This is a genomic window from Peribacillus butanolivorans, from assembly GCF_001273755.1.
Lineage (GTDB): Bacteria > Bacillota > Bacilli > Bacillales > DSM-1321 > Peribacillus > Peribacillus butanolivorans.
Window position 1 is genome coordinate 251,916 of sequence record NZ_LGYA01000005.1, and the last position, 16,005, is coordinate 267,920.

General features: G+C 41.0%; 9 protein-coding genes and 1 pseudogene. 7 read left to right on the plus strand and 3 right to left on the minus strand.

Annotated elements, in window-relative coordinates; all coding sequences use genetic code 11:
- Window positions 1-39: 39 nt before the first annotated feature.
- From AKG34_RS23285 to AKG34_RS23305, 5 genes are all read left to right on the plus strand, one after another.
- Entirely contained in the window at window positions 40-1,656 is a 1,617-nt protein-coding gene (locus AKG34_RS23285) for an ABC transporter substrate-binding protein (RefSeq protein WP_053348516.1), read from the plus strand.
- A 117-nt stretch (window positions 1,657-1,773) separates the two neighbouring features.
- Window positions 1,774-2,778: an ABC transporter permease gene (locus AKG34_RS23290; protein ID WP_053348517.1), complete on the plus strand. Its 1,005-nt coding sequence runs from the start codon at window positions 1,774-1,776 to the stop codon at window positions 2,776-2,778.
- A gap of 16 nt (window positions 2,779-2,794) precedes the next feature.
- Window positions 2,795-3,697 (plus strand): ABC transporter permease, encoded by a 903-nt coding sequence (locus tag AKG34_RS23295; RefSeq protein ID WP_053348518.1) that lies wholly within the window; start codon window positions 2,795-2,797, stop codon window positions 3,695-3,697.
- Window positions 3,698-3,904: 207 nt separating this feature from the next.
- Entirely contained in the window at window positions 3,905-7,639 is a 3,735-nt protein-coding gene (locus AKG34_RS29495; protein WP_152952398.1) for a S8 family serine peptidase, read from the plus strand.
- 253 nt (window positions 7,640-7,892) lie between these two features.
- Window positions 7,893-8,312 (plus strand): hypothetical protein, encoded by a 420-nt coding sequence (locus tag AKG34_RS23305; protein WP_053348519.1) that lies wholly within the window; start codon window positions 7,893-7,895, stop codon window positions 8,310-8,312.
- Between the two features lie 175 nt (window positions 8,313-8,487).
- On the opposite strand, the gene AKG34_RS23310 is transcribed toward AKG34_RS23305, so the two are convergent.
- Window positions 8,488-9,933, minus strand: coding sequence for an aminotransferase-like domain-containing protein (locus tag AKG34_RS23310; protein WP_053348520.1), 1,446 nt, complete (start codon window positions 9,931-9,933; stop codon window positions 8,488-8,490).
- A 125-nt stretch (window positions 9,934-10,058) separates the two neighbouring features.
- Here AKG34_RS23310 and AKG34_RS23315 point away from each other — a divergent pair, with 125 nt between their 5' ends.
- A complete protein-coding gene (locus AKG34_RS23315) occupies window positions 10,059-10,667 on the plus strand; it encodes a LysE/ArgO family amino acid transporter (protein ID WP_053348521.1) in 609 nt (202 codons plus the stop codon).
- Between the two features lie 267 nt (window positions 10,668-10,934).
- A pseudogene (locus AKG34_RS29090) lies at window positions 10,935-11,072 on the plus strand (LysR family transcriptional regulator); the annotation flags it as partial.
- 236 nt (window positions 11,073-11,308) lie between these two features.
- Here the strand turns inward: AKG34_RS29090 and AKG34_RS29095 are convergent.
- Both AKG34_RS29095 and AKG34_RS23325 read right to left on the minus strand, forming a co-directional pair.
- Entirely contained in the window at window positions 11,309-14,281 is a 2,973-nt protein-coding gene (locus AKG34_RS29095; protein WP_053348522.1) for a DEAD/DEAH box helicase, read from the minus strand.
- Window positions 14,274-15,899, minus strand: a complete 1,626-nt coding sequence (locus AKG34_RS23325) for a hypothetical protein (protein ID WP_053348523.1) — start codon at window positions 15,897-15,899, stop codon at window positions 14,274-14,276. The genes AKG34_RS29095 and AKG34_RS23325 overlap by 8 nt, the downstream gene beginning before the upstream one ends.
- Window positions 15,900-16,005: the final 106 nt, after the last annotated feature.

Here is a 16,005-nt window from a genome sequence, read left to right on the forward strand (position 1 = left end):
CGTACACATAAATTCTTAAAAAAATAAAGGGGGAAGAATATGAAGAAGACATGGGCTTTATTGTTAACTACTATCCTGGCGCTTTCACTTGCACTTGCAGGATGTTCCTCATCTACAACCAAAGAGAAAGATGAAGATAAAGGGGGATCAAGTGAAGCAAAAGGAGGCGTATTAATTTATGGTAAAGGCGGCGATGCAGTTTCACTTGATCCCGCTATAGTAACGGATGGTGAATCATTTATCGTCACACAGCAGGTTTTTGAAACCCTTGTAAAATACGGAGAAGATAATACGGAAATAAAGCCAGGTCTTGCAGAATCATGGGATGTTTCCGATGACGCAAAGACATATACATTCAAATTGAAAACCGGCATTAAGTTCCATGATGGCTCGGATTTCAATGCGGAAGCAGTTGTTAAAAACTTTCAGCGCTGGGCACAAAGTAAGGATGAAGCTAAATTTGCATACTATGCCTCTATGTTTGGCGGCTTTGAAGGTGATGAAGGCCATGTTATCAAAGAGGTAAAAGCTATTGATGATAATACAGTGGAATTCACTTTAAATCGTCCGCAGGCACCATTCTTGAAAAATATTGCTATGCCTACATTTGCAATAGCAAGTCCAACTGGCTTTGAAAAAGATGCAGACAATTTCGGTAAGAATCCTTCTGGAACAGGTCCATTCAAATTTAAATCATGGAAACCAGGCGATACGATTGAAGTGGTGAAAAATGATGACTATTGGCAAGATGGACTGCCAAAGCTTGATGGAATCACGTTTAAAGTCATTAAAGATAACTCTGCTCGATTAAATGCTGTAATCAAAGGTGAAGTTGATCTAATGGACGGGTTAAACCCAAGTGATATTAGCAAAGTAACAGGGGATGACAAACTACAAATATTCGAACGTCCATCCATGAATGTCGGCTACTTTGCATTCAATGTTGAAAAAGCTCCATTCGACAAAAAGGAAGTACGCCAAGCCATCTCACACCTAATTAACAAAAAAGAAATCATTGATAACTTTTACGAAGGCACAGCTGAGCCTGCTAAGAATCCAATGCCTCCATCTGTTTCTGGATACAATGACAACATTGAAGACTATGACTACGATGTAGAAAAAGCTAAGGAATTACTTAAAAAGGCTGGACTTGAAGATGGGTTCAAAATGGATCTTTGGGCAATGCCGGTACCACGTCCATATATGCCAGATGGTCAAAAAGTAGCTGAAGCCATTCAAGCAAGCTTAAAACAAGTAGGTATCGAAGCAAATATCGTTTCGTATGAATGGGCTGCATATTTAGAGAAAGTGCAGGCAGGAGAAGCTGAATCCTTCATGCTAGGCTGGACAGGCGATAATGGAGATGCAGATAACTTCCTTTACACCTTATTGGATAAAGATAATATCGGATCAAATAACTATGCTCGCTATGCAAACGAAGAGGTTCATGAACTATTGATTGAAGCTCAATCTACTGCAGAAGAAGCTAAACGTAATGAGTTATATGGAAAAGCGCAGGAAATCATTCATGAAGAAGCGCCATGGGTTCCACTTGTACACTCTTTACCACAACTTGCTGGAACTAAGACAATAAAAGGATTCGTTCCGCATCCAACCGGTTCTCAATCTCTAGTTAACGTGTCTATAGAGAATTAACCGTACGAATCGGGGAGTATGGATTTATGCATGCTTCCCGGTTTTGTTATGGAATGCATTTCAAAATAATCGAGGGTGAATGTAAAGGACCCTATTGTAAAAAGGCGGGTGATTGTTTTGTTTTCCTATACCGTACGGCGTTTAGGATCCCTCATTCCAGTATTACTTGGAATGGCGTTTATTGTATTTATGATGATTCGTGCGATTCCAGGAAATCCTGCACAAGTAATTTTAGGACAGCAAGCAACAAAAGAGGCAGTTGCGGCAATGACAAAGGAACTCGGTTTGGATAAACCTTGGTTTATTCAGTTTTGGGATTATCTATTAGGTCTGTTAACAGGCGATCTTGGTGTTTCCTTAAAAACAAAGAGTCCGGTATCTGAAGAAATTGTGCCTTATCTAATGGCGACGATTGAGTTAGCCTTGATTGCAATGCTTATAGCTGTAGTCATTGGTGTAAATGCCGGTATTATTTCGGCGTGGTTCCAAAACTCATGGTTTGATTATGCAGCAATGGTCATTGCGTTGATTGGTTTGTCTATGCCGATATTCTGGCTTGGACTAATGGAACAATATATCATTTCGATTCAATGGGACTTACTTCCTACGACAGGGCGTGACAATATCAGGGATCCTGTTGAGGCAATAACGGGTCTGTATTTATTAGACACCCTCATTTCTGGAAGAGTTGACCAATTTAGCGAAGTGGTTAAGCATTTAATTTTACCGGGACTCGCGCTTGCTACCATTCCGATGGCGATTATTGCAAGGATGACACGCTCGTCCATGTTAGAGGTAATGAGATCGGATTTCATCCGTACGGCTCGAGCCAAGGGAATGAGAATGTTTTGGGTTGTTTATAAGCACTCCTTGAAGAATGCTTTAATTCCAGTGGTTACGGTTATCGGCCTACAGACAGGGTTGCTCTTAGGAGGGGCTATTTTAACGGAAAACATTTTTGGTTGGCCAGGTATCGGTACATACATTTATGATGCAATTCTTTCCCGGGATTATCCGGTCATTCAGTCCGGAATCCTCATCATCGCCTTTTTGTTTGTCATGATTAACCTAGTTGTGGATTTGTTGTATGCAGCGATTGATCCTAGGATTAAGTATAAATAAATAGGGAGGGAAGCTCATGCCTGAAATAGCAACGAATACATCGCCAATCCTTAATCCCCAAGAGACAGAGGAAAAAGTCATCTCTCCCTGGAAGGAAGGGTGGAAAAGCTTTAAGAAAAATAAGATAGCCCTTGTTGGTCTTGGTATTGTTTTATTTTTTGTCTTAATCGCTATTTTCGCACCGATTATTGCACCTTATTCATTTGAGGGGCAGAAGCTTAGTGATAAACATCTGTCTCCATCTTCAGAACATTGGTTTGGAACGGATGAATTTGGCCGTGACATTTTGAGTAGGGTTATCTATGGCTCGCGCATATCAATAGGAATTGGTTTTTTATCTGTGGCCGGGTCTGTCGTCGTCGGGTCTTTTCTAGGAATTATCGCCGGGTATTACGGAAAGTGGATAGATACAATCATATCGAGGGTTTTTGACATTATTCTAGCGTTTCCAAGTATATTGCTTGCCATTGCCGTAGTAGCCGTATTGGGGCCTTCACTTCGCAATGCACTTATTGCCATTGCCATCGTCAATGTCCCTATATTCGGCAGGCTTTTACGTTCGAGGGTATTAACAGTGAAAGAAGAGGAATATGTAACAGCTGCCAAGGCAATAGGAATGGGGGATGGCCGAATTCTACTTCATCACGTTCTCCCGAATAGCCTTGCACCGATTATTGTTCAAGGTACTTTGGCGATTGCCACTGCCATTATTGAGTGTGCAGCACTCGGGTTCCTTGGTCTCGGTGCACAACCGCCGGCACCAGAGTGGGGAAAAATGCTTGCCGATTCGAGGTCATTTATCATTCAGGCACCATGGACGGTGCTGTTTCCTGGTCTTGCGATTATGTTAACTGTCCTCGGCTTTAACCTAATGGGTGATGGACTGCGTGATGCATTGGATCCGAGAATGAAAAACTAAATGTTAAAAGATGGTGATTCTTTTACAATCACCATCTTTTTTGTTTTTCTTACAAATCTATTAAAATATGAAAAATAATAACAAAATCCTAGTTATAAATAGGAAAATAGTGACTATTATCTCTTAAAATCACCCCAAAGGTTGTGATACTTTTATACTTAGTAAGAAAATTCCAAAAATTGATTATTTTAGAGGAGGAAAAGTTCATTGATTAAACGTAGCTTGTCCATTCTAGCAATCTTTCTATTAGTATTTACGGCAACCGTTTCCGCAGCCAAGCTCCCTGATCCTTCGAACGGATCGAGCGTTGGAAAGAAGAATCAGGAAAGTATTTTAAAGTTAAAGAAAAACGAAACGGAAAAGAAATACAAAAGTAACGAGAAGGTAAGGGTCATCGTAGAGATGAAGGAAGCCCCGGCAATAGAAATAGCTTCGAAGGAAGGGAAACTTTTTAAAGAGCTATCTAAAAATAAGAGGCAACAATTAAAGTCCGAAAAGTTGGCCAACCAGAAAAAAGTGAAAAATAAAGTGAAAGAGAAAAAAATAGCATTCAAGGAACTAGAAAGCTTTACGACAGTGGTAAATGGTTTCAGTGCAGAGCTTCAATATGGCGAAATTAAAAAGGTCGAAGCCATGCCTGAAGTTGCTGAAGTACATATAGCGAATGAATATGAACGTCCTGTTGAAAAGCCGGAGATGATTTATAGTAAAGAACTTGTCCAGGCTCAGGAAGCTTGGCGGGAGTATGGTTATAAAGGGGAAGGAATGGTCGTCGGTATTATAGATACTGGAATCGACCCATCTCACCGTGATATGGTTCTAAGCGATGAAAATAAAGCAGAACTGACTGAAAGTGAAATTAGTGGAATAAAGGATTCTAGCCATCTATTAGGTAACTATTATACTACGAAGGTACCTTATGGATACAATTACATGGACGAAAATGAAGAAATCCTTGATCTTGGTGAAGAGGCTTCGATGCATGGAATGCATGTAGCTGGAACCGCAGGAGCCAATGGGGATGAAGAGAATGGCGGCATTAAAGGGGTCGCTCCTGAAGCCCAGTTGCTTGCTTTAAAGGTATTTGGGAATGACCCTGCTATGCAGACAACATGGGGCGATATTTATATTAAGGCAATTGATGATGCAATTATTCTTGGGGCAGATGTGCTGAACATGAGCCTAGGATCTACTGCAGGTTTTGTATCAGCTGAAGATCCTGAGCAGCAGGCGGTTTCGAGAGCTGTGAATAATGGGATACTCATGTCGATTTCAGCAGGGAACTCGGCTCATTTTGGTAATGGGTTTGCAAACCCAACGGCCTCAAACCCGGATATCGGCGTTTCAGGTTCACCTGGACTTGCTCATGATTCGGTACAAGTAGCATCCGTCGAGAATAACTTCATGGATTTAGATGCGGCTACTTATGATATTAAAGGGCAGGAAGGGAAAGCACCGTTCATGTCGGCTTCAAGCGTACATCCCAATGCTCTAAAGGATAAAACATATGACTTGGTTGTTGCAGGTCTTGGGACGCCAGGGGAGCTTTCGAAAGTGGATGTGAAAGGCAAGTTTGCCCTTATTGAACGCGGCACGCTTTCTTTTATTGAAAAAGCCCAAAATGCTCAGGCAGCAGGAGCGGCAGGAGTCATTATTTTTAACAATGCTGATGGGTATATTTCTATGGCTACAGATCCAAGCATAACGATTCCGCAGTTGTTTATGTTGAAATCGGATGGAATAAAGATGAAAACAGCCATAACTGAAGGGGAAAAGGTGAAGGTTACCTTTAATGGTGATAAGACAAAAGCTGTAAATCCCGAAGCAGGGAAAATGAGCTCATTCAGTTCATGGGGTGTCGCACCGAATCTGGATTTTAAACCAGAAATCACAGCTCCAGGTGGACAAATATACTCGACGTTGAACAATGATGAATATGGCATGATGAGTGGTACCTCGATGGCGGCACCGCATGTATCCGGGGGTTCTGCACTGGTTCTTGAAAGAGTGGATAAAGAATTTAAACTAAATGGATTTGCGCGGGCGAATTTGGCTAAGAACCTGATGATGAATACTTCAAAGCCATTAACGGATCAAGGTGTCGTCAATAATGCTCTTGGTTGGAAAAATCCTTACTCGCCTCGGAGGCAAGGAGCAGGTGTCATGCAGCTACAATCTGCTTTGTCCACACCAGCTGTCGTGACGGAGGCATTTACGAAAGAAGCGAAGGTTGCTATGAAGGAAATCGGCAATAAGTTCGCCTTTACTTTGAAGGTTGAAAACTTCAGTAACAAAGCAGTCAAATATGATGTAAAAGGAAATATCCAAACAGACTATGCTATCCAGGGTCAACTGGGTTATTCCGCTAACCAATTAGAGGCACAGGAAATTCAGAACGCTTCGATTAAAATTAATAATAAAAATACAAACAAGATTACCGTACCTGCAAAAAAATCGGTTACATTTGAAGTGAAAGTGGACATATCCAATGCAAAAGTACTTGGCGATGATCTTCAGACTCTTGTAGACATTGACAAGGTCTTCCCAAATGGATATTTTGTTGAAGGGTTCGTGACACTGAAGGATCCAACTGACACAAAACCAGAACTCCATGTTCCGTATGTAGGTTTTAAAGGAGAATGGGACAAGGCCCCGATCCTAGATGGAACTAAGTATGATAAAGAGTCGTTCTATGGCATGGCAGGAGGAGTTTCGACAGCAGATGAAGATTTCACATATCTTGGGTACGACCCTGCAGGAAAAACATTTAATAGTAAATATATTGCGATTTCCCCGAACGGTGATGGAGCACAGGATGACTTCGTGCCGATCCTATCATTCTTAAGGAATGCGAAAAAGGTAGAATTCAATATATTGAATGGTGAAAACAAATCAGTTCGGAAACTTCGAACTGAGAATAATGTGCGTAAGGACTATTATGATGGCGGAGAAGGGTCCTATTACTCTCTTGATCCTGCCCGTAAATGGGATGGTAAAATTAATAATGCACTCGCTAAAGATGGAGTCTATTATTTTGAAATCAAAGCGATGATAGATTACGAGGGTGCAAAATGGCAGACGTATAAAATGCCTATCAAAGTAGATACCTTAGAGCCGACAGTTAAGATTTCGAAAATAGGTAAGGTGTTAACCATCCAAGGTAAGGATAATTTAAATGGTTCAGGAATTGCCTATTACGATGTACAAATCGATGGTGAATCTATCCTTAAAGAGCCCCTTGCAGCGAATACGAAAAAATTCACTCTACCTGATGTAAGAGGGGAAAAGGTACAGGTCGTGGCAATAGACTTCGCTGGTAATGAAAAAGCAGCTGAAACCGAATTGGCCACTGATTCAGCTCCAATCGATAATAATGCACCAGCAGTTAAGATCAAAAGTCCTGAAGCCTTAAGCGTGAACAATAAAAATAAAATCAAAATAACAGGTGAAATTGAAGAAGCGTCGGAAATAAAGGAATTTACAATCGACAATAAAAGGGTCCCTGTAACGTATAACAAAACGAAGAATAAGTATGAATTCTCTATTGAAAAGAAATTTGGGGATGGCGTCCAAAGCTTTACTGTTAAAGCAACAGACAAATGGGATAACACGGTTTCCTTTAAGCGGACGATAATGGTTGATGCGACAAAACCAGGTTTAAAGGTTAAAGGTGTGCCAGCAACTGTGGGAGTCAAAGGGTCAAATCCAAAAGTGGACGTGACAGTAGAGGATAATTTCGATGAGATCCGCCTTTATTTGAACGGAAGCGAAGTATTCTATAACGAATTCAAGGAACCATACAAAATGCGTTCCTATAAGAAGAAGATAGAGGATTTGGAACTACCGCTTAAACCAGGCAACAATAAGTTTGAATTTAAGGTAACCGATCTTGCCGGAAATGAATCGAAGAAAGTATTCAACATTCAAAAAGCCAAAAAATAAACGTAAGGCAGCCCTCTTATCCAAGGGGGCTGTTTTTTCGTATTAGACCTATGATAAAAATTTCTGTGGAATTTTCAAAAGGTGAAGTTTGAGCAGCTTATTTCTTCGACAAGCTTTCAGTAGCTTTATGGTATTTTCACCATGCCAATAACGAAATCTATGAGAGAAAATATTTATTTTCGGGTTCTGGCAGGAATATAATAGAAGATAAAGGAATTAGGTATAAAGAACCAATCTAAATAGGAGGGTATCTATGAATTATAAAAAGGGTTTGAACAAAAAGGTATATAGTCGCGGAATTACCATTAAATTTGAAAAAAGAGCAAGTGACCAGTTATCAATTACAAAACCGAGTTTCTTTGATACACTTCAACATGTTAATTCTCCATTTGAAAAAGTACCCCGCACAGATTTAGCCTATCACGATTATCCGCTTTGTCAGGAGGTTACCCTTTCGCTATTTGAAAAGGGTATTGCTAAAACATCAATCAAATATGACCCTCATCAAGAAAAAATCACCATTGAGGAAATTTCAGAGGATTATCAGCTGAATAAGGGAGAGGCGCTTACTACAATTCTAGAGCATATAATGATCAATCATGGAAATTACCATTCTTTTTTCATAGTCAGGCCGAAAGAGTGGGACGCAAAAAGGAAAGCCACTACTCCATGATATCCTCTTCTTTAACTTTCTTAGTAAGCAGTGAAAGGTTAGTGACTTTCGAGAAGTAATTCGATAAGATTCCTTACCACTGCCTGTTGATTGTTCAGTCAATAAGAATGGGGCTGCAGGCAGCTCCCATTTATGTCTCAACATGATGAGTCGGCTTTCTGAATCCTTCAAGAATTTAAATCAACCGCCGAATGATCTTTGAGAGGGTTTGAATACCATAAGCTAATTGTTCCTCCGAGGCGTAAGAATATGAAAGCCGTAAATGTGTATTGTTATTTGGTTCATATATGTACCCCGGATTAAGGAGTATGTTCTCCTTTAGCGCTTGCTTGAAAAGGTTTGGATTCACAATTGGTTTACATAATTTTAACCATATATAAAATCCGCCTTGAGGTATTTGCCATTCAGCCAGTCCCTTAAAATATTGATTGAGAAGAGTTAATGTAAAATCTCTACGTACTATCAACTCATGCCTTAGCCACTCTAAATGCTTTGAATATTGATCACTTGCTAACCATTCTGCCACAAGGTGTTGGGAAAGAGCACTGGACCCGTAATCCATTTGCATTTTAATATCTGCTAAACGTTCAATCACAGTTATTGGACCAGCAATCCATCCGATGCGCAATCCGGGGCTTAATGTTTTGGACATACTGCCAATGTGCAATACAAGGCCATCTGTATCAAGGGATTTAATAGGTAGCGGCGGTTCCTTTTCAAACCACAAGTCACTATATACGTCATCTTCAATAATCGGAATCTGTTCTTTTTTACACATGGATAAGAGGTTTAGTCTTTCCTCTTTTGTCCATGTAGTATTGGTTGGATTGTTAAACGTTGGAACAGTATAAAACAGTGACGCTTTCTTCCTTCCATTGATGCGCTTTATTTGTGTGGGAATACTTTCTCGGCCTTGTTTTGATAAGCCTACTAAGTGCATACCCGCAGATTGAAAAGGATGAACAGAATTTATATAGGAAGGGGATTCATGTAAAACCATTGATCCCTTTTGAAGTAAACCAACTGAAATCAATTGGAGTGCTTGAAGCCCACCAGAAACGATCATGAGGGAGCTGGGGCTTGCGTTGACCCCTTTTGTTTCTAAATAAACACTTATACATTGGCGAAGCCTTTTATCACCCTTGGGTTCAGAATAACCTAATGAGTGGGCATCAAAAGAAGTGGATTGCAACGTCTTTTCGATTTTTTTTGTAGGCAATAGAGATGGAGAAAGTTCGCCTGTGCCTAATCTGATGATGGCAATGTCTGTTTCATACTGATTAATGTCCTGAATCGTTTTTAAATTAGGTTCATGAAGGCCATTCCGGACATAGTTTTTCCAGTCGGGCTGTTTGCTGGAGACGAGCACATTCCATGTGTTATTCGAAACGAATGTGCCAGACCCAACCTTAGTTTCTAATAGTCCGTCTGCAATCAACTCATCTATAGCTGTAATGATGGTACTTCGGTTTACGCCAAAAGAATCGGCCAATGAGCGTTGTGATGGAAGCTTGGTAGCAACTGGCCATTCCCCTCGTGTAATTTGTTGTTTCATCCAATCTACTATTTGTTGGTGAAGAGATTGGTTGGACGGCCGGTTTGGTCTCCATTCGATAAACATACGAAAACCACTCCTTTCATGTTCTATATTCATTATAAATTGGTTGGATTGAAAACCAACCAAATGGATGGTCAATCCCCTTGTTTTTTTCATTATACTGAATATGAATGGAGGGAGGTATTCGTATGGGACCATTTTTTCATGGATTGTTATTGGCATTAGGGCTGATACTGCCATTAGGAGTGCAAAATATATTTATTTTTAATCAAGGAGCAACCCAACCTACCTTAAAAAAAGCATTGCCTGCAACGATCACAGCTGCCATTTGTGATACAGTACTCATTCTGTTAGCTATTCTAGGTGTTTCGTTGATTGTCATGCAATATGATTGGTTGCGTCTTACATTAATCATAATCGGAGTTATATTTTTATTGTATATGGGTTTTCAGATTTGGTTTGCCAAAGCGAACTCACGGTCAGATGCTCAAACTATACAGATGTCCACCAAAAAACAAATTGTATTTGCTTTATCCGTATCACTACTGAATCCACATGCAATCTTAGATACGATAGGTGTAATCGGTTCGAGTTCACTTGTTTATTCCGGAACGGATAAAATGATTTTCACGGCAACATGCATCGTGGTATCATGGTGCTGGTTCCATGGATTATGTCTTGCGGGACGATTGCTAAAAAAGGTTGATACATCTGGAAAATTCCTTGGAATATTAAATAAAACCTCTGCAATCATCATCTGGATTACGGCTCTCTATATGGTGAAATCGATGTTTTGAAACAGATAAATGGCATCTGAATTCGAACTTAACCAATCTGGAAAAGAAGTAGATTACCCAGTTGGGTAATCTATATTTAAGGGGGAAATGCAATTTTCCCTTTCTTATTTGCAGTTAAAACTATGCAAATTCATGTTTTAGCCTTACAGGATAGTATTGATCTGTTTTCATTATCTCCCTTTCCAGTTCTGGTGATAACTCAAACCCCTTCTTTCTAAATGATATTCTTCTCCACTAGTGCCTTCGTGTTGCGAAAGAGAATTGTAAAAAAACCAATTTGCGTTCAAGCCAATCGAAGTACCAGGATTTATAAAGAGTCATGCTATCTATCATAGATCCAGATGTGTATCTTCCGTGTTGCAATCATTCCTTACGCTATTAGAAGAAGGGTTCCTTGATGAATGAACAGGGTCAAAGGATTGCTTTAAAATAAACTGGATCCGAGAAAGTTATAGACTAGTTTGCTAGCTATGAAAGGTTTTTAAGAGGTAAAAATTGCAGTATTAATCGGCGCTTTTTGAATGAAAAAGGAGAATACATCTCGAATATGTATTCTCCCTTTTTTTATATGTCTTAATAAGCTAACACCCTGCCCTCATTCATTCTTCGTATCGTGAGAGGTTTTTTTGAGTGTGAGTACATTATTGAAGTGCAACTAAGTCCTTTATTTCCTCTGTGGAAAGTTCAGTGATCCAGTTGTCACTACTGATAATTTCGTCGTTTAGTGCTTGCTTTTTATCAAGCATCTGGTCGATTTTTTCTTCCAGTGTCCCTGTGCATATTAACTTATGAACATGAACGAACCGCTGTTGTCCAATTCGATAGGCACGGTCTGTAGCTTGATTTTCAACAGCTGGATTCCACCAGCGATCATAGTGAATGACGTGGTTTGCTTCTGTTAAATTAAGTCCTGTACCACCTGCTTTTAACGATAGAATGAAGATTGGAAAATCTCCATCTTGGAATCGAGTAATCATATCATCACGTTGCTTTTTGTTCGCACTCCCATTCAGGAAGGGAACTTCAAAGCCATACCGTTTTTCTAACAATTCCTTCATCATTTTGCCCATCCCAATATATTGCGTGAAAATGAGGCAGCTTTCATCTTGTTCGCGGACAGCGTCGACAAGCTCAGTCAGTTTCTCAAGTTTGCCAGAGCGGTTAGGTGCCTTCAGGATGTTTTCTTTTTCCGTCTCTTTTAAATAAAGAGCAGGGTGATTGCAAAGTTGCTTTAGTTTATTAAGCATTTGCAGTATGATACCTTTTCGTTCAAAGGCCGACAGCTGTTCGATATCAGTAAAGGTATCCTTGATTAGCTGTTCATACAGTGATGCTTGCTCGGTGGTAAGCGGAACGAATTCCTTTTGCTCTTGCTTATCCGGAAGATTCAGAGCGACTTCTTTATCACGTTTTGTCCGGCGGAGCAAGAATGGTTGAATCAAGCGCTGTAATTCCTTGATTTTACCCTTCTGTTCTTCACGTTCGATGGTCGCCACATATTTTTCCTGGAATTGACCAAGTGTTCCAAGATAGCCTTTGTTAATAAAGTCAAAGATTGCCCATAATTCGCTTAAACGGTTTTCCATTGGCGTACCCGTTAAGGCGATATGATGACTGCCATTAAGCTTGCGAACCGCCTTGGATTGCTTTGTTTGGGCATTCTTGATATTCTGTGCTTCATCAAGGATGACACTGCTCCAATGGATGGAAGACAGTTCAGCCACATCTTGGTGGGTCAGGCCATATGAAGTTAAAACGATATCATGGCCCGCTGCTTTTTTAGCAAAGGCTTCACCTTTAGCTCGATTAGATCCGTAATGAAGATGAACCTTAAGTGTGGGCGCGAATTTTTCTAATTCTTTTTGCCAGTTGCCAAGAACGGATGTTGGACAGACGATAAGGGCTGATTGAACTGAAACAAGTTCTGGAATGGAGGTAATTATTTCTACCTCATCGCTGCTCTCCGTGTTACTTTCTTCGTCGACAATGATCGGTTCACTCTTTTGTTCATCCTTCGAGGCAATAGGGAGCTCCTTAAGGGCTCCTTCAGTGTCCTTCACATGAAGTAGGTAGGCAATCATCTGAACGGTTTTCCCGAGCCCCATATCGTCTGCAAGACAAGCTCCAAAACCATGCTCTCTTAAAAAAAGCAGCCAGCTCATGCCGAGTTTTTGATAGGGACGCAAATCGCCTTGAAGTGTCTTAGGAATGGGCAGGATGGAAATGTTTTTTGTTTCCTGCAGTCTTCCCACCATTTTACGAAGCTCCTGATTCAATTCAAATTGAATTCGGAGCATTTCGTCGTTTTCTGAATCATCATCGCCATCCACTTCTGTGCTGTTCAATAACTCTTGCTGCAGCAAATCCGACAATTGAATACCTTTTTCATTGGCTGTTTCCATCAGTTCCTGAATTTGCTTAATGAAAGCTGGGTCGAGTTTAACCCATTGGCCACGAATATAAACGAGTCTGCGTTTTTCATTGACGAGCTCCTCGAACTCCGCCTCAGTGAGCTCTTTACCATTCAGGGAGAACCGCCAATCAAAGTCCATTAAAGCTTTAAGGCCAACGTAAGAGGGGCCCCGATTCGATTGGCTTTTTACTTTCGCTTTCACCTTGAGAGTGGACTCTTTCAGGGCTAGCCACCAGGATGGAAGGAGAATTTCAACACCAAGAAACAGTAATTTTTCGCTAGCATCGGTCAAAAACTCCCATGCGTCGGTTTCCGAAAGCTCTCTTTTTAGACGACCATTCTCTCCAAGCCAGGGCACGACGAGTTGCCAGCGTTTAGTAGCACGCACCACATCGCTTGCGTACTTATTCCAGCCACGCGGCAGTTTTTTTCCTGTATATGTTTCGATGATATTCTCATCTCTTTTGGAACGAAGGGTGACATCGAGTATCCAAGGTCCATCACCATCCGGGGGCTCAGTTAACCGAAGTCCTATAGTGAATGGTTTAGGATCATGCTGGGCGCCGAGCCACTCCTGCCAGCTGTCTTTGTCGAAAAAGGCCTGCAATTCTTCAGGAGAAAGTCGTGAATCCTTTAATGCTCCGACAGCTTCGCTCCATTTATGCTGCATCGGTGAGTAGTTTTTTAAATACATATTCGCGGCACCATTATACCACTTCTCGATAAAAGTTCGATTGGTTTCCATTTCATGTGTAGGAAGGTCCAAGGAGATTTCTTCTTCCCAAAAGGAAGGAACAAATTCCTCCTCTACTTCTTCCGGCAGCTTCCAGCCGATTGAGTCCAACTGTAAATTAGTGAAATCCGGTACGGGAATCCCTGCTTCAATGGATTCATGGAGAACAGGTGCTGCAGACAGGCAAAGGGAGGAAATCTCGGACCACTCCCATTCAATGAAGGAGTTAAAGCTTTCCTTCGCAAAAAAATTGAGCAGACCCCAAGCGTCAAGAATGAAAACTGGATTTCCTTCTATCGTATCGGTCGTCATTTTAGTACCGTAAAAGCTGGCGTCATCCCAATTAAATAACAGTCTGCGAATATAATTCGTGTTGAGAAAGCTATTCTCTTCATTGACGACACCAAGGACGTAGGTTCCGTTTTCGAGAGCCGCTATTTTGATTTTTAATTTTCCTGGATTAAACATCGATTAGCTTACCCCTTTTTAGTTCTTCTTGGAAAGCGCGTAGCCGTTTCGTTGAATCGGCTACATATAGAATATAGCGTTCGAATACGTCTTCTTTTTTACTCTTTTTATAGATAGTGCGCATCTTTTTTAAATAGCGAACAGCTTGCTTATAGGCAGGACGGTTTTTCAAGGACACTTTTTCCTGAACCGCATGGTAATAAAGGGGCAGGATTAGTTCAGGTTCCTTAGAGACCACTTCTTTAATGGATTCACTGCTGATTAAATCAATGCTGATATCTGAGTAAATATGCATCTCCACCCATTTTTTATATTGTCCTTGTTCAAAAAGGAAATTTGCGTAGTTCCAATAGCTGTGTGGAAGGGTAGCCCGGTAAAATTTTTCAAGCAAATCGGTCCGCTTTAACTTATAGCAGCAGCTGCTAATCAAAGTCGTAAAGGTCCGAACGAAATCCACCCGCTGATAATAATCAGACAGATCCTCCAAAAACTCCTGTACATGAGCGATGATGAACTCAATGAAAGGAATGGCCCGTGAACGGTTGTCTGATTCAGACAGGAGAGTCAGCCAATAAAAGATATACGGACAGGCTTCCTTCTTCAATTCATGGAGAAGTTCAATCGCCTGATGATCCTGATTCTCTAGCAGGGATAGGTGAATCGCTGCTAGAGAATAGGAGGTACGCTCAGTCGTACCTAAATACTGTTCTGGAAGTTCTTTCTTGACCCGTTCGAGTTCCTTTTTACGCCATGAGGACGTGGTGAACAAAAAGCTCCAAATCTCCCGATAGAGATCGATCTTTTCATATTCTAGGCCTTCCCCGCCATTCAGTAGCTTCGCTACATCTTCTTTGATGCTGAAAACGAAAGGATCAAAGGCAAAGGGGCGTGCCTGTCGACTAAGCGGCTGTACCGTTTCATGCAGCTCTTCTGCAAGATCGACGGCCAGTGCATAAAAGACACGGATCGTTTGCGTCTGACTTTTATGTAACTGAATCATTCTCAGTGTCAGCTGCATTGTGCAAAATTGTGTAACAAAATGATAAAGTAGCTTCCATTCCCGTTCCATGGGGGCCTTGGAGCTGAGACGTTTAAAGTAGGTCTGTATGTGATTTTCAATCACATAAGTTGGTGCGCCTAAATGAGGCTCTACTTGTTCCGTGAAGGTATCGTTCACGAATTGCTTCCATGATGGATAGCTTTTATCTAAGATAATGGATTTCTCCTCTACTTGTTTAAGTAATTCACTTGCCCGCTTTACTTGCTGTAAAGCTTGGGCGGGTGTGGTATTCTTTGGTGCGTTCCATTCGCTTAACCAATCGGAAACACTAGCGTATTCCGAATACGCAGAAAAGAAAACCGCCATTTGATGCCGGCAAATAAACCTGGAATCACATGTACAGCTTCCATCCTGAGGGAAGAGAAGATTCAACCTTGCCTTATAGCGAGTGACATCCTGCACCTCAGCAGTAATTGTATCCACCGCTTCCTCTTTAAGATCAACAAGCCCCTGACGGTACAATTGAAGCCCTTGATTTACCACATCCGAATCATCCGAATTCCCGGCATCCAAAAATCCTGCCAGTCGCTCCCCAACAAACAACAACTCCCGCTCCATACTCTCCTCCTTTAGGGGTCAGACCCCATTTCCCGAAATTATATTTTTGTATTATCATTGATCTATCAGTACTTTAACAACACCGGATAGGGGTCAGACCCTATTT

What these genes read in the sequence shown, in the direction of transcription:
- AKG34_RS23285 (WP_053348516.1), top strand. Translation starts at nt 40, where the DNA reads ATGAAGAAGACATGGGCTTTATTGTTAACTACTATCCTGGCGCTTTCA.
- AKG34_RS23295 (WP_053348518.1), top strand. Translation starts at nt 2,795, where the DNA reads ATGCCTGAAATAGCAACGAATACATCGCCAATCCTTAATCCCCAAGAG.
- AKG34_RS23305 (WP_053348519.1), top strand. Translation starts at nt 7,893, where the DNA reads ATGAATTATAAAAAGGGTTTGAACAAAAAGGTATATAGTCGCGGAATT.
- AKG34_RS23310 (WP_053348520.1), bottom strand. Translation starts at nt 9,933, where the DNA reads ATGTTTATCGAATGGAGACCAAACCGGCCGTCCAACCAATCTCTTCAC.
- AKG34_RS23315 (WP_053348521.1), top strand. Translation starts at nt 10,059, where the DNA reads ATGGGACCATTTTTTCATGGATTGTTATTGGCATTAGGGCTGATACTG.
- AKG34_RS29095 (WP_053348522.1), bottom strand. Translation starts at nt 14,281, where the DNA reads ATGTTTAATCCAGGAAAATTAAAAATCAAAATAGCGGCTCTCGAAAAC.
- AKG34_RS23325 (WP_053348523.1), bottom strand. Translation starts at nt 15,899, where the DNA reads ATGGAGCGGGAGTTGTTGTTTGTTGGGGAGCGACTGGCAGGATTTTTG.